This is a genomic window from Saccharothrix algeriensis, from assembly GCF_016907655.1.
GTDB classification, from domain to species: domain Bacteria; phylum Actinomycetota; class Actinomycetes; order Mycobacteriales; family Pseudonocardiaceae; genus Actinosynnema; species Actinosynnema algeriense.
Map to the genome: position 1 here is coordinate 2,171,985 of NZ_JAFBCL010000001.1, position 24,150 is coordinate 2,196,134.

At 74.5% G+C, this 24,150-nt stretch carries 21 protein-coding genes and 1 pseudogene; 12 read left to right on the forward strand and 10 right to left on the reverse strand.

Annotated features, from left to right (window positions below; genetic code table 11):
- The first annotated feature begins 22 nt into the window (after positions 1–22).
- On the forward strand, positions 23–298 hold the full coding sequence (locus JOE68_RS09635) for a DUF6412 domain-containing protein (protein ID WP_204841974.1): 276 nt from the start codon (positions 23–25) through the stop codon (positions 296–298).
- Positions 299–337: 39 nt separating this feature from the next.
- On the forward strand, positions 338–1,006 hold the full coding sequence (locus tag JOE68_RS09640; RefSeq protein ID WP_204841975.1) for a YidC/Oxa1 family membrane protein insertase: 669 nt from the start codon (positions 338–340) through the stop codon (positions 1,004–1,006).
- Here the strand turns inward: JOE68_RS09640 and JOE68_RS09645 are convergent.
- Both JOE68_RS09645 and JOE68_RS09650 read right to left on the reverse strand, forming a co-directional pair.
- Positions 915–1,958 (reverse strand): fatty acid desaturase family protein, encoded by a 1,044-nt coding sequence (locus JOE68_RS09645; RefSeq protein WP_307819603.1) that lies wholly within the window; start codon positions 1,956–1,958, stop codon positions 915–917. The genes JOE68_RS09640 and JOE68_RS09645 overlap by 92 nt on opposite strands.
- Before the next feature lie 32 nt (positions 1,959–1,990).
- The gene (locus JOE68_RS09650) at positions 1,991–3,532 is read right to left on the reverse strand and encodes a PucR family transcriptional regulator (protein WP_204841976.1); all 1,542 of its coding nucleotides are present in this window, start codon (positions 3,530–3,532) and stop codon (positions 1,991–1,993) included.
- Between the two features lie 151 nt (positions 3,533–3,683).
- Here JOE68_RS09650 and pruA point away from each other — a divergent pair, with 151 nt between their 5' ends.
- Positions 3,684–5,309, forward strand: coding sequence for an L-glutamate gamma-semialdehyde dehydrogenase (pruA, locus tag JOE68_RS09655; RefSeq protein WP_204841977.1), 1,626 nt, complete (start codon positions 3,684–3,686; stop codon positions 5,307–5,309).
- A 2-nt stretch (positions 5,310–5,311) separates the two neighbouring features.
- Positions 5,312–6,235, forward strand: a complete 924-nt coding sequence (locus JOE68_RS09660) for a proline dehydrogenase family protein (RefSeq protein WP_204841978.1) — start codon at positions 5,312–5,314, stop codon at positions 6,233–6,235.
- Here JOE68_RS09660 and JOE68_RS09665 read toward each other — a convergent pair.
- Positions 6,222–8,735 carry a P-loop NTPase family protein gene (locus JOE68_RS09665; protein ID WP_204841979.1) on the reverse strand — a complete coding sequence of 838 codons (2,514 nt, stop codon included), beginning with the start codon at positions 8,733–8,735 and terminating at the stop codon, positions 6,222–6,224. The two genes, JOE68_RS09660 and JOE68_RS09665, sit on opposite strands and share 14 nt — an antisense overlap.
- Before the next feature lie 294 nt (positions 8,736–9,029).
- Between JOE68_RS09665 and JOE68_RS09670 the strand changes: the two genes are divergently transcribed.
- Complete coding sequence (locus JOE68_RS09670) at positions 9,030–10,700, forward strand: bifunctional 3'-5' exonuclease/DNA polymerase (RefSeq protein ID WP_204841980.1); 1,671 nt, start codon at positions 9,030–9,032, stop codon at positions 10,698–10,700.
- Between the two features lie 91 nt (positions 10,701–10,791).
- A complete protein-coding gene (locus JOE68_RS09675; protein ID WP_204841981.1) occupies positions 10,792–11,466 on the forward strand; it encodes a helix-turn-helix domain-containing protein in 675 nt (224 codons plus the stop codon).
- On the opposite strand, the gene JOE68_RS09680 is transcribed toward JOE68_RS09675, so the two are convergent.
- Positions 11,448–12,311: a prenyltransferase/squalene oxidase repeat-containing protein gene (locus JOE68_RS09680; RefSeq protein WP_204841982.1), complete on the reverse strand. Its 864-nt coding sequence runs from the start codon at positions 12,309–12,311 to the stop codon at positions 11,448–11,450. The genes JOE68_RS09675 and JOE68_RS09680 overlap by 19 nt on opposite strands.
- 143 nt (positions 12,312–12,454) lie before the next feature.
- On the opposite strand from JOE68_RS09680, the gene JOE68_RS09685 reads away from it, so the two are divergent.
- From JOE68_RS09685 to JOE68_RS09700, 4 genes are read left to right on the forward strand one after another with little or no spacing between them, the layout of a single operon-like run.
- On the forward strand, positions 12,455–12,859 hold the full coding sequence (locus JOE68_RS09685; protein WP_204841983.1) for a hypothetical protein: 405 nt from the start codon (positions 12,455–12,457) through the stop codon (positions 12,857–12,859).
- Positions 12,860–12,864: 5 nt separating this feature from the next.
- Positions 12,865–13,464: a DUF3558 domain-containing protein gene (locus JOE68_RS09690; RefSeq protein WP_204841984.1), complete on the forward strand. Its 600-nt coding sequence runs from the start codon at positions 12,865–12,867 to the stop codon at positions 13,462–13,464.
- Between the two features lie 2 nt (positions 13,465–13,466).
- Positions 13,467–14,858 carry a hypothetical protein gene (locus tag JOE68_RS09695; RefSeq protein WP_204841985.1) on the forward strand — a complete coding sequence of 464 codons (1,392 nt, stop codon included), beginning with the start codon at positions 13,467–13,469 and terminating at the stop codon, positions 14,856–14,858.
- A gap of 9 nt (positions 14,859–14,867) precedes the next feature.
- Positions 14,868–15,692: an ESX secretion-associated protein EspG gene (locus JOE68_RS09700; protein ID WP_204841986.1), complete on the forward strand. Its 825-nt coding sequence runs from the start codon at positions 14,868–14,870 to the stop codon at positions 15,690–15,692.
- On the opposite strand, the gene JOE68_RS09705 is transcribed toward JOE68_RS09700, so the two are convergent.
- The 5 genes from JOE68_RS09705 to JOE68_RS09725 form a co-directional block, all read right to left on the reverse strand.
- Positions 15,664–16,824 carry a lactate 2-monooxygenase gene (locus tag JOE68_RS09705; protein WP_204841987.1) on the reverse strand — a complete coding sequence of 387 codons (1,161 nt, stop codon included), beginning with the start codon at positions 16,822–16,824 and terminating at the stop codon, positions 15,664–15,666. The genes JOE68_RS09700 and JOE68_RS09705 overlap by 29 nt on opposite strands.
- Before the next feature lie 88 nt (positions 16,825–16,912).
- On the reverse strand, positions 16,913–18,082 hold the full coding sequence (locus JOE68_RS09710) for a cation:proton antiporter (protein ID WP_204841988.1): 1,170 nt from the start codon (positions 18,080–18,082) through the stop codon (positions 16,913–16,915).
- Positions 18,079–20,241 carry a protein translocase subunit SecD gene (gene secD, locus JOE68_RS09715; protein ID WP_204841989.1) on the reverse strand — a complete coding sequence of 721 codons (2,163 nt, stop codon included), beginning with the start codon at positions 20,239–20,241 and terminating at the stop codon, positions 18,079–18,081. The genes JOE68_RS09710 and secD overlap by 4 nt, the downstream gene beginning before the upstream one ends.
- A 41-nt stretch (positions 20,242–20,282) precedes the next feature.
- Positions 20,283–20,603 carry a hypothetical protein gene (locus JOE68_RS09720; RefSeq protein ID WP_204841990.1) on the reverse strand — a complete coding sequence of 107 codons (321 nt, stop codon included), beginning with the start codon at positions 20,601–20,603 and terminating at the stop codon, positions 20,283–20,285.
- 25 nt (positions 20,604–20,628) lie between these two features.
- Entirely contained in the window at positions 20,629–21,618 is a 990-nt protein-coding gene (locus JOE68_RS09725) for a tetratricopeptide repeat protein (RefSeq protein ID WP_204841991.1), read from the reverse strand.
- Positions 21,619–22,536: 918 nt separating this feature from the next.
- Here JOE68_RS09725 and JOE68_RS09730 point away from each other — a divergent pair.
- A complete protein-coding gene (locus JOE68_RS09730; RefSeq protein WP_239562190.1) occupies positions 22,537–23,007 on the forward strand; it encodes a MarR family winged helix-turn-helix transcriptional regulator in 471 nt (156 codons plus the stop codon).
- An 83-nt stretch (positions 23,008–23,090) separates the two neighbouring features.
- On the opposite strand, the pseudogene JOE68_RS32430 reads toward JOE68_RS09730, so the two are convergent.
- Positions 23,091–23,552: pseudogene (locus tag JOE68_RS32430) on the reverse strand (FAD-dependent oxidoreductase); the annotation flags it as partial.
- A gap of 271 nt (positions 23,553–23,823) precedes the next feature.
- On the opposite strand from JOE68_RS32430, the gene JOE68_RS09740 reads away from it, so the two are divergent.
- Complete coding sequence (locus JOE68_RS09740) at positions 23,824–24,027, forward strand: hypothetical protein (protein WP_162470732.1); 204 nt, start codon at positions 23,824–23,826, stop codon at positions 24,025–24,027.
- Positions 24,028–24,150: the final 123 nt, after the last annotated feature.

Below are 24,150 nucleotides of genomic sequence, written 5' to 3' on the forward strand. Positions count from 1 at the left end.
GAACCGCCGGAGGGGGGTGGACGTGTCCAGGTTGCGGCTGCTGCTCGCGCTGGTGCTGCCCGGCCTGTTCGCGCTCGCCCTGCTGCACTCCCCGGCCGAGGCGCTGGCCGCCGTGACGGCCGTGGCCCTCGTGCTGCTGCTGCTCGTCGCGGCGCCGGTGGTCGAAGCGGCGCCCGCCTGGGTGCGCTCCCTCTCGCTGCGCGACAAAGCCCTGAAAGCGGCTTTCCTGCGCCTGCGCGACCCCGACGCCGCCGGGCGTCCCCGTCCGCGAGCCCCGGGACTCGGCCTGAGCGCCTGACGTCCCCCACCCGGCAAGACCCGCAGACGGAGTACTCCCGTGTTCCACGCCCTGGGCTCAGCCCTGGCGGGCATCGCCACGCCCGCACTCGCCATCGTCCTGTTCACCGCGGCCGTCCGGCTGCTCCTCCACCCGCTCAGCCGGGCCGCCGTGCGCGGCGAGAAGGCCCGCGCCGCCCTCGCGCCCGAGTTGCGCGCCCTGCAGGAGAAGCACGGCGGGGACCGGCAGAAGCTCCAGGAGAAGACCCTGGAGCTGTACCGGGACAACGGCACCTCGCTGTTCGCCGGGTGCCTGCCCGCGCTGGCGCAGGCGCCGTTCTTCATGGTCATGTACCAGCTGGTCACCACGCCGAACCCGCTGCTGGACGGCGCCCTGCTCGGCACGCCGCTGGGCGCGCGCTGGCTGGGCGCGCCCGGCCTCGACCCGGTGTTCCTCGCGCTGTTCGCGGCGCTGACCGCGGTGGCGTTCGCGACGTCGCGGTGGCAGGCCGCCGTGGCGGCGAGGTCGGGCGCGCCGCAGCCGCCGTTCGCGGCGCTCCTGCGGCTGCTGCCGTTCGGCACGGTGCCCGTCGCCGCCGTGCTGCCGCTGGCGGCCGGCGTCTACCTGCTGACCACCACTAGCTGGACGCTGGTCGAACGAGCTCTCCTGTACCGCGCAGTTCAGCTCCCGCCTCGTGCAGGAACTTCAGCACGTACCCGTAGGAGGTGAACAGGCCGCACTCGGCGTAGGAGATCGACTTCTCCCGGCAGAAGTCGCGGACCAGCACCTGCGCCCGGCGCAGGTGCGGGCGCGGCATGCTCGGGAACAGGTGGTGCTCGATCTGGTAGTTCAGGCCGCCGAGCAGGAAGTCGGTGAACCAGCCGCCGGTCACGTTGCGGGACGTCAGCACCTGCTTGCGCAGGAAGTCCAGCTGGTGGCCGGCGCTGAGCACCGGCATCCCCTTGTGGTTGGGCGCGAACGAGCAGCCCATGTAGACGCCGAACAGGCCCTGGTGCACGGCGATGAACGCGATGGCCTTGCCCGGCGACATGGCGGTGAACACCAGCCCGAGGTAGCCGACCACGTGCACGGCCAGCAGCACCAGCTCCAGCCGCCACCCGCGCACCTCGCGGCGCGCGGCGGCGGCGGCGCTGATGACGTGCAGGCTGAAGCCCTCCAGCAGCAGCAGGGGGAAGAACAGCCACGCCTGGTGCTTGACCACGAACCGGAAGAACCCGCGCTTGCGCACGGCCTGCTCGGCGCTGAAGGCGAGCACGGCGATGTCGACGTCCGGGTCCTCGTCCTCGTGGTTGGGGTTGGCGTGGTGGCGGCTGTGCTTGCCCATCCACCAGCCGTAGCCCACGCCGATCAGCAGGTTGCCCAGCACGAGGCCGACCGCGCCGTTGACCTTGTTGTCGGCGAACATCTGGCGGTGGCCGGCGTCGTGGCCGAGGAAGGCGATCTGGGTGAACACCACGGCCAGCACGGCCGCGAGGCCCAGCTGCCACCAGGAGTCGCCGACCAGCACCACGGCGGCCAGGGTCGCCCCCAGGGCCGCGACCCCGCCCACCAGGCACAGCACGTAGAAGCCGATGCGGCGGTCCAGGAGGCCCGCCTGCTTGACCGACCTGGACAACTCCGCGAAGTCACTGCCGCGCCTGGGCGACGCATCGAGGTTCACTTCAGCAGCGTAAGGGGCGGTCGCTGAGAGCCTCAGGTCAGCCTGAGTTGCAACTGGGCGAACAGCCGGAGCAGCGGGTCGTCCAGGTCGAACCCGCCGACCTCCGCCGCCCGCCGCACCCGGTAGCGCAGGGTGTTGGGGTGGACGTGCAGCCCGGCGGCGGCGGAGCGCACGTCGCCGAACGCGTCCAGGTAGGCCAGCAGGGAGCGGGCGAGCTCCGGGTCGAGGGCGGCCAGCCTCGGGTCGCGGATGCGGGGGTGCTCGCCGAGCAGCGCCAGGGTCTCGCTGACCAGGACCCGGGAGCGCACGTCGGCGAGGGTGGCGACGTCGGCGTCCAGGTCGCGGGCCATCGCGTCGAGCACCCGGTCGGCCTCGCCGCGCGAGACGATCACCTCGTCGACGGTGGGCACCGTGGAGCCGACCGCGCCCTGCACCCGCAGGCCCATGTGCCTGCGGGCGGCGGTGACGATCTCGCGGGTCAGCGCCAGCAGCGGGGCCGTCGGCGGCAGGTCGGGCAGCAGCACGTAGGTGCGGCCGGCGGACTGGCTGACCAGCGCGCTGCGCCGGTAGGCGGCGGCGTGCACCGAGATCAGCCCGGTCAGCTCGGTGCGGCGCAGCTCGTGCTGGGTGCGGTCGGCGCCCTCCTGGCCGCGCAGCGCGAACACGACGACGGCCGCGGGCCGGTCCGGGTCCGCGCCGATCTGCTCGGCGACCGACGCGGCGTCCATCCGGCCGTCGAGCAGGGACGCCAGCAGGTTCTCCCGGAACGCGGCGGTGGGCTCGCGCTGCTGCACCAGGTGCAGCGCGGTGACGCGGGCCGCGCCCAGCAGCGCCCGCTCGGACCGCTCGGTGAGCGGGGTGGCGCCCTCCTGGACCCAGATCGTGCCCAGCGGCTGGCTGCCCGCGTGGATGCCGACCGCGATCCGGCGGCGGATGCCCAGCTCGGGCCGCTCGTCGATGCGCACGACCTCCTCGCCGGAGCGCAGCCGCTGGTAGACGCCCCACTCGCGGAGCATCTTGAGGTAGGGCTCGGGGCCCTGGCGACCCAGGATGGACAGCCGGCGCAGCTCGTCGACCTCGTCGGAGGAGCGGGAGTAGGCCAGCACGCGGCTCGCGGTGTCCTCGATGCTCACGATGCCGCCGGTCAGCGCCGCGATCGTCTGGGCCAGCGCGAACAGGTCGCCCAGCACCTCGCCCGCGCCCGCGTCCGCGGTCAGCCGCGCGCTGCTCACCACTCCCCTGACCAGCGACTCCAGGTGCTCCCAGCGCACCTCGGGCCGCACCGCCAGCAGCGCGACGCCCGCGTCCGCCGCCGCCTGCCGCAGCACCGGGGCGGGCGCGTCGACCTTGACCGCGACCGCCGCCGCGCCGCCCTGGCCCGCCGCCCGCACCAGCGGCAGCGCCGCGCGGCCCCGGGCCCCGATGACCAGCGCCAGGTCGCCCGGCCGCACGTCCGGCGCGTCGTCCGGGTCCAGGATCACCACGTCGTGCACGTCCACCTCGAGGCCGTGCGGCGCGACCTGGATCTCCACCAGGGGGTCGCCGAGCGCGATCAACACCTGCCGCAGGCTCACCCCGTCACTCCTTCGGGCGGCAGCCGTCCGGCCGCACCTTTGTCCGTCCGCACAACAGCGGAGGCGCAAGCCTAGACGGGAGGACAACGGTGTGCACGCTCGGTAGTCCTACCGTGAGGGTGACACAACCACGTGGCGAAGGAGCTGCTTTGTGGATGCCGTGACCAGGGTCCCCGCGCCGGTGAACGAGCCCGTCCTCAGCTACGCCCCCGGCACCCCGGAGCGCGCGGAGCTGCAGGCGAAGCTGGCCGAACTGGCCAAGGAGCCCACCGAACTGACCCTGACCATCGGCGGCGAGCAGCGGGTCGGCGGTGGCGAGCGCTTCGACGTGGTCCAGCCGCACAACCACCGCGCGGTGCTGGGCACCCTGCACGGCGCGACCCGGCAGGACACCGCCGACGCCATCGAGGCCGCCCGCCGGGCCGCCCCGCAGTGGCGCGCGCTGTCCTACGACGACCGCGCCGCCATCCTGCTGCGGGCCGCCGAGCTGCTGGCCGGGCCGTGGCGGCAGACGCTGAACGCCGCGACCATGCTCGGCCAGTCCAAGACCGCGATCCAGGCCGAGATCGACGCCGCGTGCGAGCTGATCGACTTCTGGCGCTTCAACGTGGCCTTCGGCCGGCAGCTGATCGCCGAGCAGCCGCAGTCCTCCCCCGGCGTGTGGAACCGCACCGACCACCGCCCGCTGGAGGGCTTCGTCTACGCGATCACGCCGTTCAACTTCACCGCCATCGCGGGCAACCTGCCCACCGCGCCCGCCCTGATGGGCAACGTGGTGCTGTGGAAGCCGTCGCCCACGCAGAGCTTCGCCGCGCACCTGACCATGCGGCTGCTCGAGGAGGCCGGGATGCCGCCGGGCGTGATCAACCTGCTGCCCGGCGACGGCCTGGCGGTGTCCGAGGTCGCGCTGCGGCACCCCGACCTGGCGGGCATCCACTTCACCGGGTCGACGCGGACCTTCCAGCACCTGTGGGCCGAGGTCGGCGCGAACATCGCCGGCTACCGCTCGTACCCGCGCATCGTCGGCGAGACCGGCGGCAAGGACTTCGTGCTGGCGCACCCGTCGGCCGACGTCGACGTGCTGCGCACCGCGCTGGTCCGCGGCGCGTTCGAGTACCAGGGCCAGAAGTGCTCGGCCGCGTCCCGCGCCTACGTCCCGCGCTCGGTGTGGAACCGGGTCAAGGACGCCTTCCTCGCCGACGTCGAGTCGCTGACCATGGGCGACGTCACCGACCTGTCGAACTTCCTGGGCGCGGTCATCGACCGGCGCTCGTTCGACAAGCTGTCCGGCGTGCTGGAGGCCGCGCGCGGCGACTCGCAGCTGGAGGTCGCGGCCGGCGGCACCGCCGACGACAGCGACGGCTACTTCGTGCGCCCGACCGTGCTGCTGGGCACCAACCCCGAGCACGAGGTGTTCACCACCGAGTACTTCGGCCCGGTGCTCGCCGTGCACGTGTTCGAGGACTCCGACTACGACACCGTGCTCAAGCAGCTGGAGAGCGCCGCGCCGTACGGCCTGACCGGCGCGGTCATCGCCCGGGACCGGGCCGCCATCGCGCACGCCCAGCAGGAGCTGCGGTTCGCCGCGGGCAACTTCTACGTCAACGACAAGCCCACCGGCGCGGTCGTCGGCCAGCAGCCGTTCGGCGGCGGTCGCGCGTCGGGCACCAACGACAAGGCCGGGTCGGTGCACAACCTGCTGCGGTGGGTGAGCCCCCGGTCGATCAAGGAGACGTTCGCGGCTCCGACCGCCCACCGCTACCCGCACCAGGGGTGACCATGCTCCGCTCCACACTGCTCGCCGCCTCGCGCTCCGGGGCCGTCCGCGGGCTCGTCGAACGCACGCCGCTGACCCGGCCCGTCGTCAAGCGCTTCATCTCCGGCGACGACGTGGACGCCGCGATCGCCACCACCGGCGAGGTGCTGGCCGACGGCCGGCTGGTCACGCTCGACCACCTCGGCGAGGACACCCGGGACTCGGCGCAGGCCACCGCCACCGCCGAGGCTTACCTGGAGCTGCTGCGCCGCCTGGAGACCGCCGGCTACGCCGACCGGGCCGAGGTGTCGGTGAAGCTGTCCGCCGTCGGCCAGTTCCTGCCGGTCGACGGGGAGAAGATCGCGCTGGAGAACGCCCGGCGGATCTGCGCCGCGGCCGGCGTCGTCGGCACCACGGTCACCCTGGACATGGAGGACCACACGACCACCGACTCGACCCTGGGCATCCTGCGGGAGCTGCGGGTCGACTTCCCGTGGGTCGGCGCGGTGCTCCAGGCTTACCTCAAGCGCACCGAGCAGGACTGCCGGGACCTGGCGCACGCCGGGTCGCGGGTCCGCCTGTGCAAGGGCGCCTACCAGGAGCCCGCCTCGGTGGCCTACCAGGACAAGGCGGACGTGGACCTGTCCTACGTGCGCTGCCTGAAGGTCCTGATGGCCGGCGACGGCTACCCGATGGTCGCCTCGCACGACCCGCGGCTGATCGCGATCGCCGCGGACCTCGCGGCGCACCGGTCCAAGGACAGCTACGAGTTCCAGATGCTCTACGGGATCCGGCCCGAGGAGCAGCGGCGCCTCGCCGCCGAGGGCAACCGGATGCGCGTCTACCTGCCCTACGGCGACGAGTGGTACGGCTACTTCATGCGGCGGCTGGCGGAGCGCCCGGCGAACGTGGCGTTCTTCCTGCGGTCGCTGCTCACGAAGAACTAGGCCAGTCGCGGGCGACCATCGCCTGGGTCCGGGCGCGCGCGGCCTGCGGGTCGGGGTGCGCCCGGACCACCCGCTCCACCACCTCCACGGCGCGGGCGAACCGGTCCGGCGCGGCGCCCGCCGCGCGCAGCACCATGACCGCGCGGTGCGCCGCGGCCAGCGCCCGGTCCAGCTCGCGGCCCGTCTCGGCGCACTGCCGGGCGTAGCAGGACAGCGCGGCGGCGTAGCGCTGGTCGTCGGTCAGCTCGTCCGGCGTCCGGGCCAGGTGCCAGGCCAGCACCGCCACCCGAGCGCGGTCCGGCGCGCCCGGGTCGGCCTGCCCCCACGCCAGCTCGGCCGCCCGCTGCGCCGCGAGGGCGAACGCGACCGGCGCGCCCCGGTGGCGCCCCACCAGCTCCCGCCAGGTGTCGGCGACCTGCTCGGCCAGCCGCAGCGCCGGCTCTCCCTGCCCGTCCGCCGCCAGCCCGTCGACCAGGCCCTGCAGCGCCGAGGCCAGCCTGCCGCCGCCGGTCAGCAGGAACCGCCGGGGCAGCCGCCGCGCCAGCGAGCGCACCTCCTCCACCACCGGCCGCGCCTGCTCGCCGCGGCCCTCGCGCAGCAGGACCCGCGCCAGCCGGGCGCGGGCGACGGCGAAGTCCACCCGGTGGCCCACCGGGTACCGCAGCACCAGGGGCCGCAGCAGCTCCACCGACTCCTGCGCCACCGCGAGCCGGTCCGCGCGGTGCTTGCCGTCCCGGACCAGCAGGTCGACCAGCTCGCCCAGCGCGGCGGCCAGCGCGACGACCGCGTGCGGGTCGCCGTCCGCGGCCACCCGCCGCCGCACCTCGACCGACTCCTCCGCGGCGACCAGCGCGTCCGACGGGCGGCCCAGCCCGCGCAGCACCGCGCCGAGCGTCCCCAGCGCGACGGCCAGGTCCGGCTCGAAGTCGCGCGGGTTGGCGCGGGCCAGGCGGCGCAGCACGTCGATCGCCTCGCGCACCGCCGCCGCGGCCTCCTCGCGCTCGCCGAAGACCGACAGCAGCGCCGCGATCGACACCAGGGTGCGCGCGAACTCGGCCTCGTGGCGCGGGTCGGCGTCCGCCGCGGCCCGCCACCGCACGACCGCCGAGCGCGCGGCGTCCGCCGCCTCCGCGCGGCGGCCCACGTCGAACAGCCGCACCGCGAGGTGGTGGGTCACCTTGGCGGCGTCCAGCCCGAACAGCGCCGGGTTGCCCTCGGCCAGCTCCCGGTAGAGCCCGGCGGCCTGCCCGGTCGCGGCCAGCGCCTCGTCCCGGCGGCCCACCGCGGCGCAGCGCAGGCCCAGCTGGTCCAGCGCGTCGGCGAGCTGCGGCGCGCAGTCCGCGTCGTGCGCGGCGACCAGCCGGGACAGCGCGACGGCCTCCTCGGACGCGGCCGGCGCCTCGTCGTCGCGCCCCACCGCGACCAGCCGCAGGCCCAGGTCGCCCACGGCGTCGGCGAGCGCCGGGCGGTACTCCACCGGGTCCTCCGCCACCAGCTCCCGGTACAGCGCGACCTCCGCGCGCGCCGCCGCCAGGGCCTCCTCCCGCAGCGCGGCGAGCGCGGCGCGGGCGCCCAGCATCCCGTGCAGCTCGGCCAGCTCCGCTTTGCCGGCAACGGGCGCTCGGTCGCGCAGGAGCGTCCGGGTCACCACGGCGGGCAGGGCGTCGCAGTGGAAGCGGGGGTCGTCGAACACGTGCCGGGCGATGGCCCGCGCCGCCGCCGGGCGCTCGGCCAGGGCGGTCAGGCCCGCGGCGCCGGTGACGCCCACCAGCTCCGGGTGCGCGGTGAACAGCTCCTCGGCGCGGCGCAGCGCGTGCGGCCACCGCTCGGCGGCGCGCAGCAGGGCGTCCAGGGCGGCCGGGGTGCGCTCGGGCTCGATGCGCTCGTCCAGCAGCGCCACGGCGAGCACGTCCTCGGCGAGCCGCCCCGAGGTCGCGGCGGCCGGGTCGACGTCGGCCAGCCAGCGCACCAGCTCCACCTGGTCGCCGGCGGGTGAGCCGTGCACGGCGGCGAGCGCGGCCAGGTGCAGGTCGTGCAGGGTGCCGGCGGGCGGGGGCGGCGCGGTCGGGCGCGGCCTGCCCAGCGCGTCGGCGAAGCGGGCGCAGGCGGCGGCGAACGACTCGTCGTGCTCCGCCGGCCGCGCGGCCAGCTCCAGCTCGGCGCAGGCGCGGTCCAGGTCCCCGGCCCGCTGCCGCGCCGCCGACCACCACCAGCCCGTGCGGCGGGCCACGAGCAGGACCCGGTCGTCCGGCTCCTGCAGCAGCCGGTGCAGGTCCTGCCACGGCAGCAGCTCGGCGTCGTCCACCACGCGCACGGCGTCGCCCGCGAAGTGGTGCGCGAGGCGGGTCTTGCCCACGCCGGCGGGGCCGTGCAGCAGCAGGACCGACGGCCCGCCCACCCGGTCGCGCCACCGCGCCAGCGCCGCCAGCTCCCGCACCCGGCCGTGGAAGGGCACCACCCCGTGCCGCGGGTCCAGCAGCTCGCCGGGAGACAGGGGCACCTCTGTGTTGGATGGCCCCGACTCCGTCGGGGCGGCTCGGTCGCCTGTAGTCGGCAGGTCGAGCCTGTTCTCCCGGCGATCGGAAAGCGTGATCGGCGGGAGAACAGGCTCGACCTACCGACGCGACCTCGCGGGGGAGGTCGGGTGGGTATGAGGACGTGAGTGATTTTTGGGGTGAGGGTAGTGAGGTGGGGGGCGGTGTTCCGGGGTGGGAGCGGAGGATCACTGGAAAGAGTGATGTCGTGCCCAAGGGGGAAGGTGGGCGGGGTCGAGAGGGTCGCTCACAATGCACTGGTGCTCGCTGCCCTGGTGCCCCACGCGGAGAACGCCGGTCGGGTCCGGTTGCTCTCCGACGCCGGTGAGCCCGCGGGGCCGGTGGTCGGGACCGACGACCTGGCCTCGGTGGTGGCCGAGTGGGAGGGCTCGCGACCGCGCTGGCTGTGGCCGTCGACCGCCGAGGTGTACCCCGGGCTGCTGGCGCGCGGGGTGCGGGTGGAGCGGTGCCTGGACCTGCACCACGTGGAGGCGCTGCTGCTGGCCTACCAGGGGCGGCACGGCGAGCCGCGCGGGTTGGGGGCGGCGCTGGCCCGGCTGCGCGGGCTGCCCGTCCCGGAGGACCACGGGCCGCGCCGGCGCGAGACCCAGCCGACCCTGTTCGAGCCGGAGCGCGAACCGCTGCCGGGCGCCGCGGACCCGCTGGAGGCCGTCGTCGCGGTGCACGCCGAGCAGCAGCGCACCGCCGCCGGGCTGGGCCACGCCGACCCGCTGCGGCTGCTGTTCGCCGCCGAGTCGGCCAGCGCGCTGGCCGCCGCCGAGATGACCCACCACGGCCTGCCGTGGCGGGCCGACGTGCACGAGGCCCTGCTGGTGGAGCTGCTCGGCCCGCGGCCGGCCGCCGGGGCGCGGCCGAGCCGGCTGGCCGAGCTGGCGGACCGGATCACGGCGGCGTTCGGCGGCCGACCGGTCAACCCCGACCACCCGCCGAGCATCGTGCGGGCGTTCGGGCGGGAGGGCGTCGAGGTCCCGTCCGCGCGGGCGTGGGTGCTCAAGGGCGTCGACCACCCGGCCGTGCAGCCGCTGCTGGAGTACAAGGAACTGGCCCGGCTGTGGGTCGCGCACAGCTGGTCGTGGCTGGACCAGTGGGTGTCCGACGGGCGGTTCCGGCCGGACTACGTGGTCGGCGGCGTGGTGTCCGGGCGGTGGGCGACGCGGGGCGGCGCGGCGCTGCAGATCCCGCGCACGCTGCGCCGCGCGGTGCTGGCCGACCCGGGGTGGCGGCTGGTGGCGGCGGACGCGGCGCAGCTGGAGCCGCGCGTGCTCGCGGCCCTGTCCGGCGACCGCAGGCTGGCCGAGGTCTCCGGTGACGACGACCTGTACACCAACGTGGCCGCGGACGCGTTCGACGGCGACCGGGACCGGGCGAAGGTCGCCATGCTGTCGGCGATGTACGGCGGCACCAGCGGTGCGGCGGGCCCGCTGCTGGCCGTGCTGCGGCGGCGGTTCCCCGACGCGGTCGGGTACGTGGAGGCCGCGGCGGCGGCCGGCGAGCAGGGCCGGGTGGTGCGCTCCCGCCTGGGCCGGACGAGCCCGCCGCCCTCCGACGCGTGGCACGAGGCCACCGGCAGCGCCGACGAGGGCGAGGACGCGGTCCGGCGGTCGCGGCGGGCCGCCCGCGAGTGGGGCCGGTTCACGCGCAACTTCGTGGTGCAGGCCAGCGCGGCGGACTGGACGGCGGCCCTGCTGGGCGCGCTGCGCCGCCGCCTGCACCGGTCCGCGCCCGAGGCGCAGCTGGTGTTCTTCCAGCACGACGAGGTCCTGGTGCACTGCCCGGCCGGGCTGGCGGACGCGGTGTGCGCGGAGGTGACCGCGGCCGGCGCGGAGGCGTCCCGCCTGGTGTTCGGCGACACGCCGGTCCGGTTCCCGCTCAAGGCCGTGCCGGTCGCCGGGTACGCCGACGCGAAGTGACGCCGCCCGGCGCGGTTAGGCTGGTCGGCGTGCAGCAAGCCCGACGCGCCGCCGTCCGCGGGGGACCGACCGCGCGCCGGCGCGCCCGGCCGTGAGCTACGTCGAGCGCCCGGCCGCCGGGCTGGACTGCGCCTGGCGGCGGTCCTCGGCCACCCCCGCCGTCGGCCGGGTGGTGCCCGACGGCTGCACGGACATCATCTGGTCCTCCGACCGCGCGCTCGTGGTCGCCGGTCCGGACACCGTCGGCCACGTCACGGCGATGGGCCCGGGCGAGGTGTTCGGCGTGCGCTTCGGCCCGGGCGTCGGGCCGGCCGCGCTGGGCGTCCCGGCGCACGCCCTGCGCGACCAGCGCGTGCCGCTGTCCGAGCTGTGGGGCGGCTCGGCCGCGCTGGAGGACGCCCTGGCCGCGGCCGACGACCCGTGCGCCGTGCTCGCCGCCGCGGCGCGCGAGCGCCTGCGCGCCACCCCGCCCGACCCGGTGGCGGCGCGGATCGCGCGGTCGGTGCGCACGTCCTCGGTCGCCGCGCTGGCCGACGACCTGGGGCTGAGCACCCGCCAGGTGCACCGCCGCAGCCTGGACGCGTTCGGCTACGGCCCCAAGGTGCTGCACCGCGTGCTCCGCTTCGACCGCGCGGTGAAGCTGGCGTGGCGGGGCGTGCCGTTCGCCGACGTGGCCCACCGCACCGGCTACACCGACCAGGCGCACCTGGCGCGCGAGGTCAAGGACCTGGCCGGCGTCCCGCTGGGTCAGCTGATCCGGTCGTAGGCGCGCAGCGTCAGCAACGCCTCGATGGTGACGATCGGGCGCCACTCGTAGGTCGTCACCGGGGTCCAGGCGGGCCACGGGAACGTCCAGCCGCCGTCCTCGCGCTGCCCCCGGGCCAGCTCGTCGAGGTCGCGCTCGACCTCGTCGTCGCCGAACCAGCGGCGGGCCAGGCTGTCCGGCGTGGGCGCGTAGTGGTGCGGCTTGTGCGTCTCGCCCGCGGCGTACCCGGCCGGCGCCTGCCCGTCCCCGAGGTCCACGAGCCCGGTCTCGCGCACCAGCGCGCCCAGCCGCTCGGCCGCCACCTCGGCGTGCGACCGGTCGGGCAGGTGGTCGAGGAACCGGGCGCAGGCGCTCGCCTCGTACGGGTGCGAGGAGGTCAGCGCGCCGAGCCGCCGCAGGCAGAAGTCCGTGGCCCGGTCCAGCCACGGGTGGTCGGACCCGGCCTCGTGCAGGGCGCTCGCGGCCAGCGCGGTCATGAGCAGGTCGCTCCCGCCCGACACCTGCCACCAGGGCGCGCGCGGGTGGTCCGCGGCCGTGGCGAGGCAGTTCGGCAGCCCGCCGTCCGGGTTGGCCACCGAGGCCAGGAAGTCGGCCGCGCCGGCCACGAACCGGTCGTCTCCCACCTCGCGGCAGAGGGTCAACGCCGTGAAGGTGTGCAGCGGCTGGCTGCTGGGCCCGCGGCCGTCGGGCTCCAGGGCGTGCCCGAACCCGCCGTCGTCGTTGCGGTGGGCGGCCACCGCCGCGACGACCGGCTCCCCCGGCCCGCCGTCGAACAGGTGCGCGAACCGCCGCTGCTCCAGCACGCGCGCGTTGTGCCACAGGAAGGACCTGGCTGCTTCGATCATTCCGCCACGGTAGGTCCGCCGGCCGCGGCGGTCTTGTACGGATCGGACACCGGTCACCCGGGACGACCCGGCCGAACTCCCGGACGCGCCGAGGCCGTTGTGCCATCATTGATCGCGCTGTTGGCGTGAGGGGAGCGCGAGCGATGCTGGACGCAGGTGGTGGGGGCGCGAAGCTGGGATTCGTCGCCGACACGGTGGCGCGCGGTCCGGGCGCGGGTTACGTGGCGACGCAGACGAAGTTCTCCGTCGACCCGGCGGAGGCCCAGCGACTGATCGACGGCCTCAAGCAGGCGCTGGAGAAACTGGTCAACACGAAGTTGGTCTCGGATGAGATCGCTGCCAGCAACTCCCCGGGCAAGGACGTCTACAGCGGCATGGCCACGCTGACCATCCGCAAAACCGCGAGCGACGAGCCCGGCGGTTACGGCTGGGCGAACCTCGAAGCGCGCAAGGCGCTGGAGAACACGATCGAGAACATCCAGAAGGCGCTGGACGAGTACCAGGGCACCGACTCGGCCGCCGCCGACGCACTCAAGCCGAAGGAATGAGCTCCTTGAACCGCACTGTTCGGGCGGCTCTCGCCGTCGGCGCTGCCGTGGCGGCACTTGCCGCATGCACCTCCACTTCCCCCGGAGATCCGACGTCTGCACCCACGACGTCGGAAGACGTGCCCACCTCGACCAGCCCCGACTCCGGTGGCGGTGGGGGTCTGAACCTCCAGAAGTACCTGAGCGACCCCTGCGCCATCCTGACCAAGGAACAGCAGGCCGGACTCGCCACCTTCCGCGAGGCCACAGCAGGGGAAGACGGGCCGAACGGCCCCAGTTGCACCTACCAGGGCAAGGACGTGTTGGCGGACTCCACCTTCAAGGTGATCCTCGTGGTCAAGGGCAACACAATCGAGGATTTCATCGAGAGCACCAAGTCCGGCATGTCGATCTCCGAGGAGACCGAGGTCGAGGGTAGGCGTGCGGTCAGCTTCGACAGCGCCGACGGCAAGCGGACCTGCAACACCGCGGTCGGCACGTCGGACAGGGAGGCCGTTCTCGTCCAAGGCAGCATCGGCAAGAACGACAAGCTCAACGACGGCAAAGCCTGCGGCACGACCGAGCGGGTGGCCGCGACGGTCATCGGAAACCTGAAGAAGGGGTAGCCATGACGTTGCCCGGCGGGCCCGTCGACATGGATTACGGCGGCTTCGCGCTGCTGCAGGTGGGGATCGGCGCCGACAAGATCTACGGCTGGTTCAAGGACGGCAAGGGCCCCGAGCAGACCACCGACGCGACCCAGCAGAACTGGGAGAAGGTCAACCGCGACCACCTCGACATCGCCCACCTGATCGAGAAGGCGGTGCGCGACTCCGGCGCGTCCTGGGAGGGCGCGGCGGGCGACCAGGCCCGTGCGTCGACCTCCCCGCTCGCGAGCTGGTCGCAGGCGGCCGGTGACAGCGCCAGCACGGCCAGTCGGGGCGCGTCGGACATCAGCGACTCGTTCCGCCGGGCCCGCGACTCCGTCGAGAAGCCCGTCGACGTGCCGGACAAGCCCTGGTACAACGACGCGCTGCCCTGGGACACCGACTACGACGACGCGGTGGAGAAGAGCCAGGAGGTCAACTCCAGGAACGTGCGGGTGCTCAGCACCTACGGCACCGCCGCGAACGCCGCCGGCGCGGCCATGCCGACGTTCCAGTCCCCCGCCGAGATCGGCGCGGGCATCGACGAGGGCGGCGACGAGCCGCCGATCCCCCGCCCGAAGGAGTGGGGCGGCACCGACGAGACGGGCGGGGACGGCACCGGCGAGCCCGGCACGGGTCGGGACCGGACCGGGAAGTCCTGGGGCGACGTGGCCGTCCCGCCGCCGACCTCGTCCGGCGAGGAGGGCGGCGACACGAGGAAGTCGCTGGCCGAGGTCCCCGACCGGCCGGCGCCGCCCCCGCTCGCGGTGGACCCGCCGCGGCCCACCGACCCGCGGTTCCCACCGAACGACCCGCGGTTCCCCCCGTTCGACCCGCGGCTGCCCTACGACCCGCGCAACCCCAACGACCCGCGCAACCCCCGCAACCGCAACGACCCGCGCAACCCGAACGACCCCCGCAACCGGCCGCCGGTGCGCGTGCCGGGACCGGGCGGGCCGGGTGGCGGTCCCGGCGGTGGTCCGGGCGGGCGCGGCGGCGGTCCGGGCGGCTTGGGCGGTGGTCCGGGTGGCCTGGGCGGCGGTCCGGGTGGTCTCGGTGGCGGGCGCGGCGGGCTGGGCGGCGTCCCCGGCATCCCCGGCCCCGGCGGGTTCGCGCCCGGTGGCGCGTCGGGCACGATGGCGCCCGGCGAGCGCGGGTTCGGCCCCGGCGGCAGCGGCGGGTTCGGGCCGGGCGGCGCGGGCGCGGCCGGGCGCGGCGGCGTGGCCGGCGCGGGCATGGCCGGCATGGGCGCGGGCGCCGGCCACGGGCAGGGCGAGGAGGACAAGGAGCACAAGGCCGCGTCCTACCTGCAGGAGACCGAGGACATCTTCGGCGACGGCACCATGGTCGCCCCACCGGTCATCGGCGAATAAGGGGGCGGCGTGCTGCGCACCAAGGTGGCGATCCCGGTCGTCGCGTTCTACACCGCCTGGCAGGCCGAGGGGCTGTCGACGCTGCACAACGCGCTGCTGACCGACGTCGACCTCGACGAGGACCGCCTCGCCGAAGGCGATCTCGGCGGGCTGGCGGAGCTGGCCCGGGGCGGCTGGGCGGAGTTGCAGCGGCTCGGCCTGGCGCGCGGCAGGCAGCTGCACGCCGACCTCGGCCGGTCGCTGCGGCTGCTGGCCGAGGCGGGCGCGGAGTACTACGCCTTCTTCAACCACGGTGACGAGGACACGCGCTCCGCGCTGGTGGCGGTGTCCGGTGACGAGGCGCTGCGGGTCGTGCTGCGGCCGGACGAGCACTTCGCGCTGGAGCCGGTGCGCGCGCAGGACGCCGTGCAGTCGCTGGTGTCGGCCCTGCCGGAGGCGAAGCCGGGGCGCGGCGGCGTGCTGTCGCTGCCCGAGGACGCGCTGGCGGACGGGCCCCGCCGCCCCCGCCACGGCGACGAGGACGGCGGCGGGTCGTTCCTGCAGGCCAGCAGGCCGTCGGGGGCGCACTCGGCCGAGGTGCAGGCGGTGCGCAGGCTGCTGGCCGAGCAGCGCACGGGCGGCGGTCAGCTGTTCGCCGCCCGCCGCGACCGGTTCGGCCGCAAGCAGCGGTGCGCCGCGCCGCTGACCTACTTCGACACGGTCACCGGCCGCTACCTGTCGGCGAAGTCGAAGGGCGGCGACGGCACCCCATGGATCACCGTGCAGCCCGCCGACTTCACCACCCTGCACGGCCGCCTGCGGCAGCTCACCGCGGACGCAGCGCCTCGCGGCTGAGCTCGGCCGGGCTCCGGTGCCCGGCCAGGCCGAGGGTGAGGTCGAAGTCGGCGAGCAGGCCGCGCAGCACGTGCCGCACCCCGCCCTGGCCGCCGTGGGCGAGCCCGTAGGCGAACGGCCGCCCGAGCAGCACGGCCCGGGCGCCCAGCGCCAGGGCCTTCACCACGTCCGCGCCGGTGCGCACGCCGGAGTCGAACAGCACCTCGACCCGGTCGCCCACGGCGTCGGCGATGTCGGGCAGCACGTCCAGCGACGCGACCGCGCCGTCCACCTGCCGCCCGCCGTGGTTGGACACGACGACGCCCTGCACGCCGGCGTCGACGGCCCGGCGCGCGTCGTCGACGTGCTGGACGCCCTTGAGCACGATCGGCCCGTCCCAGTGCTCGCGCAGGAACGGCAGCTGCTCCCACGACTTGTCGACGCCGGTGAACAGCTGCACCCACCGCAGGATCGCCATGGGCAGGTCGTCCTCCGGCGGCGCGGCCAGCCCGGCGCGGAACGCCGGGTCGGAGAACGGGATGGCCGTGCCGACGCCGCGCAGGAACGGCAGGTAGGCCCGGTCCAGGTCGTGGGGCCGCCACGCCAGCGCCCAGGTGTCCAGCGTGACGACGAGCACCCGGTACCCGGCCCGCCGAGCCCGGCCCAGGATGCTCGCGCACACGTCCGGGTCGTTGGGCCAGTACAGCTGGAACCACCGCGGCCCGTCACCGGCCGCCTCGGCGACGTCCTCGACGGTGTGCGACGAGGCGGTCGACAGCACGAACGGCACGCCCAGCTCCGCGGCGGCCCGCGCGGTGGCCAGCTCGCCGTCGGGGTGCAGGATCGACTGCACCCCGATCGGCGCGAGCAGCACGGGCGCGGGCAGCTCGGTGCCCAGCACGGACACGCCCGGGTGCCGGGTGGTGGCGTCGGTGAGCATCCGGGGCACGATCCGCCACCGGTCGAACGCCTCCCGGTTGGCCCGCGCGGTCGCGCCGGAGCCCGCCGCACCCGCCACGTACCAGAACGGCCCGGGTTCGAGCCGCTCGCGGGCGGACTCCTCCAGCCGCTCGGGGTCGGTGGTGAACGGCGGCACGGTCCCCGCCAGCCCTTGGAGGTAGATCTCGTTCTGGTACCCGGCGAACCCCGCCATGCGCCCTCACCGTCCACTGCGGCCGTCACGTGCGGGCCATGCTCGACCCGCCGGGGCCCGGCCGCAAGCACGCGCGGCCGGGCGCGCCTCACGCGAACAGGCGCCGGGGCAGCAGCCACGCCAGCCTGTCCGACCGCAGCACCGCCAGCGGCCCGACCACGGCCAGCAGCAGCACGTACCCGGCGACGAACGGCGCGACGCGCGAGTCCAGCCCCGCGGTCACCGCCATCGCCGCGAGCACCAGGGAGAACTCGCCGCGGGTCAGGACGGTCAGCCCGATGTCCACCGCCTGCTGCCGGTCGAACGAGTGCAGCTTCGCCGCGAAGAACCCGGCGCCGAGGTTCAGCACGATCGTCACCGCGACGGCCGCCAGCACGGGCACCACGACGCCGCCCACCGCGTTCGGGTCGATGCTCAGCCCGAAGATGAAGAAGAACAGCGCCCCGAACGCGTCCCGCAGCGGCAGCACGAGCTTGTGCACGCGCGGCGCGACGCCCGAGCCGCCGATGACCGCGCCGACCATGAACGCGCCGATCGCGTCCGAGACGCCCAGCTCGTGCGCGACCGCCGCGCCGGTCACCGCGACGCCGACGAAGCAGACCACCAGCAGCTCGTCGTCGGTCGGCGAGAACAGCCGGGTCACCACCCGACCGCCCCAGCGCGCGACGGCCGCGAGGACCAGCAGGAACAGGAACGCCTTGCCGAAGTCCAGCAGCGCGCGGACGCCGGACGTGCCGCCGAGCACCGGCTGCAGCACCGCCAGGTACAGGGCGAGGAACACGTCCTCGATCACGATGATGCCCATCACCAGCCGTGATTCCGGGTTGCGCAGCCGGTTCGCCTCCACCAGCAGCTTCGTCACGATCGCCGAGGACGAGATCCCGATCGCCCCGGCGACGATCAGCGCCTCGCGCGTCCCCCAGCCGAGGGCGAACCCGAAGACCAGCCCGCCGCCGATGTTGAGCAGCAGGTACCCGGCGCCGGCCGCGGCGAGCCTGCGCCCGCCCGAGACCAGGTCGTCCACCGAGAACTCCAGGCCGAGGTAGAACAGCAGGAACACCAGGCCGAGCCCGGCCAGCACGCTCATCTCGCCCGGGTCGTCCACGAGGGACAGCCCGGGGGTGTTGGGGCCGAAGAGGATGCCCGCCACCATGAACAGCGGGATGGTGGGCAGTCCTATCCGGACACCGGCGCGGCCGATGATCCCGGCCGCCAGGAACGCCCCTCCGACCGCCAGCAGCGCGTGCCCCGTGTTCATCGTCGACCCTCCAAGGCGATCGCCACCGGCGCCGCGGTCAGGACGGTCGAGACGGTACCGGCGACCACGCCGATCAGCAGCGCGGTGGCGAAGTCGGCGAGCGACCCGTCACCCAGCACCAGCAGCGCCGCCAGCACGAACAGCACGCCGATCCCCGTGTTGACGGTCCTGGGGACGGTCTGGAGCACGGCCGTGCCGACGACGTCGCCGAACGGCTCCGAGCGCCGCGCCCGGCGCAGCTCGCGCACCCGGTCGAACACCACCACCGAGTCGTTGACCGAGTAGCCGATGACGGTCAGCAGCGCCGCGAGGAACACCCCGTCGGCGGTCTTGCCCAGCCACGCGAACGCGCCGACCAGCACCACGACGTCGGCGACCAGCGCGGTGACCGTCGCCAGGCCCAGCCGCCAGTCGAACCGCACCGCCAGGTACGCGAGCTGCGCGGCGACGGCGATGGCCAGCGCGATCAGCGCGTTGCGCCGCAGCTCGGACCCCAGGCTGGGGCCGATCAGCTCGTTGCCGACCTGCTGCGCGCCGCCGGTCGCCCGGTCGACGGCCGCGCCGATCTCCGCCGAGCCGGCCTCGTCGACCGGGCCGGTGCGCACCGAGAGCCCGCTGTCGCCCGAGGTGGCGACGACGGCGTCCGGGAAGCCCGCCGCGGCCAGCTCGGCCCGCACGCGGTCCGCGTCGACGCCGGTCGCCGTGTAGTCGATCATCCGGCCGCCGGTGAACTCGACGCCCAGCTCCAGCCCGCGCACGAGCAGCCCGGCCACCGCCACCGCGAGCAGCAGCCCGGCGGTGAGCAGCCACCGGCGCGGCCGGCGGAACAGCCGCAGCCCCCGCCCGGTCAGCCAGGTCCGCACCCGGCCGAGGTCGTGCAGGCCGCTCCACCCCGGCCGGCGCTCCAGCAGCGGCATGGCCAGCTGCAACAGCACCCGGCTGAGCACCAGCGCGCTGAACAGCGACGCGAGCACGCCGATGGACAGCGTGACGCCGAAGCCCTTCACCGGTCCGGTGGCGAGCCAGAACAGCAGGCCGGCCGCCAGCAGCGTGGTGACGTTGGAGTCGGCGACCGCGCTGAACGCGCCCTTGAAGCCCAGGTCCACCGACCTCGGCAAGCGCTTGCGCCGCGCGTACTCCTCCCGCGCGCGCTCGAAGACCAGCACGTTGGCGTCCACCGCCATGCCGATGGCCAGCACGAACCCGGCGAGCCCCGGCAGCGTCAGCGTCGCGCCGACGGCCAGCAGCGCCGCGTAGGCCAGCGCCGCGTACCCGGCCAGCGCGAGCACGGCGACCAGCCCGGCCAGCCGGTAGACGAAGATCAGGAACAGGCCGGTCAGCGCGATGCCGACGAGCGCGGCCCGGCTGCTGGCCTCGATGGCCTCGGCGCCGAGCGTCGGGCCGACCGTGCGCTGCTCGACGACCTCCACCGGCACCGGCAGCGCGCCGGACCGGATCACCAGCGCCAGCTCCTCGGCTTCGGCCTGGGCGAACCGGCCGGTGATCTGGGTGCTGGTGCCGACCATCCCGGTCCGGCACGGCACGGACGGGTCGACCTGCGGGGCGGAGACGATCCGGCCGTCCAGCACGAACGCCACCCGCCGCTGCGGGTCGCCCGGCGGGAAGCACGCGGCGGCGCCGGTCAGCCGCTGCCAGGTGGCCGGCGCGTCGCCCCGGAAGTCGACGGTGACCAGCCAGCCGGCGCCGGTCTGGTTGGGCGATGCCTGCGCGCCCTTGATGCCGTCTCCGGTCATCGCGACCGGGCCGAGCGCCACCGAGTCCCCCTCGGTGGTCGGAACATCACCCGGTCCGGTGACGGGTTGGACGGCGAGCTGGGCGGTGCGGCCGAGCACGTCGATGGCTTCGGCGGGGTCCTGCACACCGGGCAGCTCGACCACGATGCGGTGGTCGCCGGAGCGGGCCAGGACGGGTTCGGCGACGCCGAGCTCGTCGACGCGGCGGCGCAGCACCTCCATGGCGCGGTCGGTGTTGTCGGACGTGGCCTCGGACGGGGTTTCCAGCACGATCTGGGTGCCGCCGCGCAGGTCGAGACCGAGGCGCGGCTGGCTGGTGAGCAGGACGAACGCGGACGCGGCGAGCACGCCGAGGGACAGCAGCCCTCGGACGAGGAGTTCTCGCCGCGCTGGTGGGCGCGGCATGGCGAAGCGACCTCCGGGGTCGGGGGTGACAGGGGGTTGGACTACCGGAGGTCGGCGGGCGGCGCGCGTTCGCCGAGCGGGGCCTGCCCGGTGCGCTCGGGGGCGCGGTGGGTCGGGTCGACGACGTCGACGCGCAGCCGGGGCGCGGGGGTGACGTGGACGGGCGGCAGCACGCCGTCCAGCGGCTGCGCGAGGTGGCCCGGCTGCTGGACGGGGTGGGTGGTGGCGCGGGTGGCGGCGCCGGGCAGGTGCGCCGCGTCGGCGGCGGCGCTGACCCCCACGAGGTCGGTGGGGTGGTGACCGGCGGGACCGACGACGACGAACCCGGCGACCAGCGCCAGGAGCATCAGCAGTCGCGTCACGCGGCCCTCCTTCCCGCGGTCCAGGTTAGCGGCCTCCCGCCAGGACGACGACGGATCCGCCGGCCAGGGCGCACAGCCAGGCGAGCACGAGCGGTTGCGCGGTGGTCGCGCCGAGGAGCAGCGCGAGCGACCAGCCGGCGAGGATCGAGGCCGACAGCCCGAAGGCCGCGGCGGCGACGGCGACCTTCGGCCGGTGGCGGGGCAGCACCCGCAGCGCCGCCCGCACCGCGGGCCGGGCGAACGCGAACGGCCGGCCCGCGACCGCGACGGCGGCGAGGACCAGGGCGCCGGAGAACCAGCCGAGCGACGGCGTCGGCCGGGGCAGCCCGGCGATCATCAGCAGCACCCCGCCCGCGACCAGCAGGGCGGCCAGCCGGGACAGCGTCCGCCGGGCGAGGCCGTGGGCGGTGGTGAGGGCGTCGGCGGTGGGCGACGCGGGCGCGGCGGACCGCTTGCGCGTGACGGTGGCGAGGTTGGCCCGGACGTCCTCGTCGGCCGGGTCGAGCCGCAGGGCCTTCCGGTAGGCCCACTCGGCGGTGCCCCAGTCCCGGACCCTCAGGGCGGCGTCGCCGAGGACCTGGAAGGCCCGGGCCTCGCCGGGCGCCAGCCGCGCGGCTTCGCGGGCGGCGTCGACGGCGGCGTCGCGGGTGTCCGGGACGGCGGCGAGGACTTCGGCCAGCACGACGTGGCACCGCCAGTCGCCGGGCTCGCGCCGAACGCACTCACGAGCCGCGACCGCCGCCTCGGGGTGCCGGCCGAGTTCGCTCAGCGCCAACGCCGCCAACCGCTGCGCCCAGGCGTGGTCGCCGTCGAGCGCGAGGGCCCGCTTCGCCGCGGTCAGGGCGGGGTCGGGCTCGCCGGTGTCCAGGTACGCCGCAGCCAACCGGCACCAAGCCTCGGCGTGCCGGGGGTGGGCCGCCAACGCGGGCCGCAGCAGGTCGATGGCCTGCCGGGGAAGCCCCCGAGCAGTGAGGTCCGCCGCGCGGAACACGACAGCGGCGATCGACTCGGACACCGGCACCTCCCGAACGTCGCCGACCAGTGTGACAGCGCCCCGCCCCTCTCCCTCAAGCGATCACAGCCGACCCCCACAGCAGCCACCCCACCCCTAGATGACCGGTCAACTAAAACAACTAGCTGACCGACCATCTCACAAATCTACATCCTTTCAGCCAATCGACCACTCCACCGATTCCCACAACGCATTAGTCGACCGACCATCTCCCCGAATCCCACAACACGCCAGCCGACCAGCTGACCATTCACCCATCGAGCCCCACAGCGCGTCAGTCAACCGACCATCTCGCCAAGCCCCGCAGGCTTCAACTGTCCGGCCATCCCACCGAAAACGCGCAACATATTAGTTGACCGGCCATCTAGTCGAACCTCACTGCACATCAACCGGTCGGCCGCCTCACTGATCCCCTCGCACGTTAGTTGACCGGTCGTCTCACCAAGTCCCGAAGCCCGCTAGTTGACCGGTCGTCTCACCAAGCTCCGAAGCCCACCAGGCGACTGACCACCTCGCCAAGTTTCGCCAATTTTATAGTTGACCGGTCATCTCGCTGGATTGTGAAGCCCATTAGTTGACTGACCATCTTGCTGAGCTTTGCCCAGCAGGTTTTGCCTAGCGAATTAGTTGACCGGTTGTCTACGCGAGCTAGAGCGATGCCCACGGCAGGGACGCATAGGACAAGGATTTGCAGAGTGGGCAGCGCAGGGCGCAGTGGGATGCTTGGAGCTTTAGTTGACCGGTCGTCTTTTGCGGAGGCCGCAGAGAGGCAGTACCGCTGTCAGCTAGTCGGCTTACTGGAATTACGGCGGGGTAGTTGACCGGTCGTCTAGTGGATTTTGTGTGTTGGTGGTGGCGAAGGCTTTCTAGCTGGGGTTTTGTTGATCGGGAGGGGTTCGGGGCGGGCGTATGCTCGGCGGCATGAACGCCCCTGTCGACTCCGCCTGCGTGCGCCGGTCCGGCCTGAACTGGCTGTTGCACCGGGCCGCGCAGAAGCTGGGTTCGGCGGCGCAGGAGGCAGCGGCGCGGCATGGTGTGACGACTCGTGGGCAGCTGGTGCTGTCGGCGCTGGCCAGCGAGGAGTTCCGGCGCACGCAGCTCGCCCTCGGGCAGGCGCTCGGCCTGGACAAGACGACGCTCACCGCCGAACTGGACCGGCTGGAGCGCGCGGGCCTCGTCGTGCGCGAGCCCGACCCGAACGACCGGCGGGTGCGCGTGCCGGTGATCACCGAGCAGGGCCGGGCGGTCCAGGTCGCAGTGGAGCGGCTCCACGTCGAGGTGGAGGACGACTTCACCGCCGACCTGGACCCGGCCGACGCGCAGCGGCTCAAGGCGTTGCTGGAGCGGTTGATCCTGGCCGACCACCGGCCCGACAGCGGGTCCTGCCTCTGATCGGAACCGTCGGCCTGCCGCACGCCACCCGGCGTGAAGCCGTCGAACCCGACACCCGGGCGCCGGCGGACGCCGTGGTCGGCGTGCAGGCGGCGGAACACCTCCCCGGCGGTCGACCCCGGGGCACGTCGCAGCGGCAGGTCCACCGGGTCGACGACGGTGACGATCGCGTCGTGTGACCAGGCCGCCGCAGCGATCTCACACCCGATTCGGCTGAGTCCGACGACCACGACGTTGGACTCAGCCGACAAGGTCCGCGCAGCCGTTGCGCGTCCTCGACGGGGCGCGCGGACCGGGGGACCCGCGTCCGTCGAGCCGGTCGCCAGGATCAACCGGTCATACGAGTGGGTTACCCCGGTCGAGTCAACGACCACCCGCCCACCGATGCGCAGCCCGGTGATTTCCACGCCGAGCCTCAAGCCGACGTCGCGGGTTTCGCAGAAATCTGGCTCGTGCACGCGGTCGGGCCCATCGGCGTTCCCGACGAGCACCCCCTTGGACAGCACCGGAAGTTCGCAGGGCTGGTACGCCTCCCCGCCGAACAGGGTGACCTGTCCGCCGTAGCCGCGCTCCCGCGACGCACCCGCCGCGCGGCCTCGGCGAGGCCCGAACCAACCATCACGATCCGTTGCGGTTTAGCCATTTTTCACCCACCTAGGTGACTGGAGCGATGACCACGTGCGACGCTGTCGACAGCTCGGCACGGTCGCCCGTCGGGAGTTTTCCCGTCATGGCACCAACCCGCGTGCGTCTCACCCCCGCGAGCGCCCGGATTGGTCCGAGCACCCGTGTCGAGACAGCTGGAGGTTCGGGACCGTGGGTACAGGCAAGGAGTGGCAGATCTCCTGCCGCGACATCGCATCCCGTCGCCGTGACATGACGGTTTTCGTCAGCCAGGGCCACGTGGTGGTCACGGTGCCGCCGGGAGAGGCGGCGGTGCTGACGCCGCTGGAGGTGGGGCGTCTGCGCGCGGCCCTGCGCGACGCGGTGGTGAACGCCTCGGGGACGCCCGAGAGCTGAAGGAACCCGCGCGCCGGGCCCGACATCCGCCCCCCTACTGCTGTGCCGCAACCACCGGGGCTTCCCGGAGACCCTGGCGGCACACGTGGAGATCGGCACCTTCGTCACCGACGGGATGCTGTT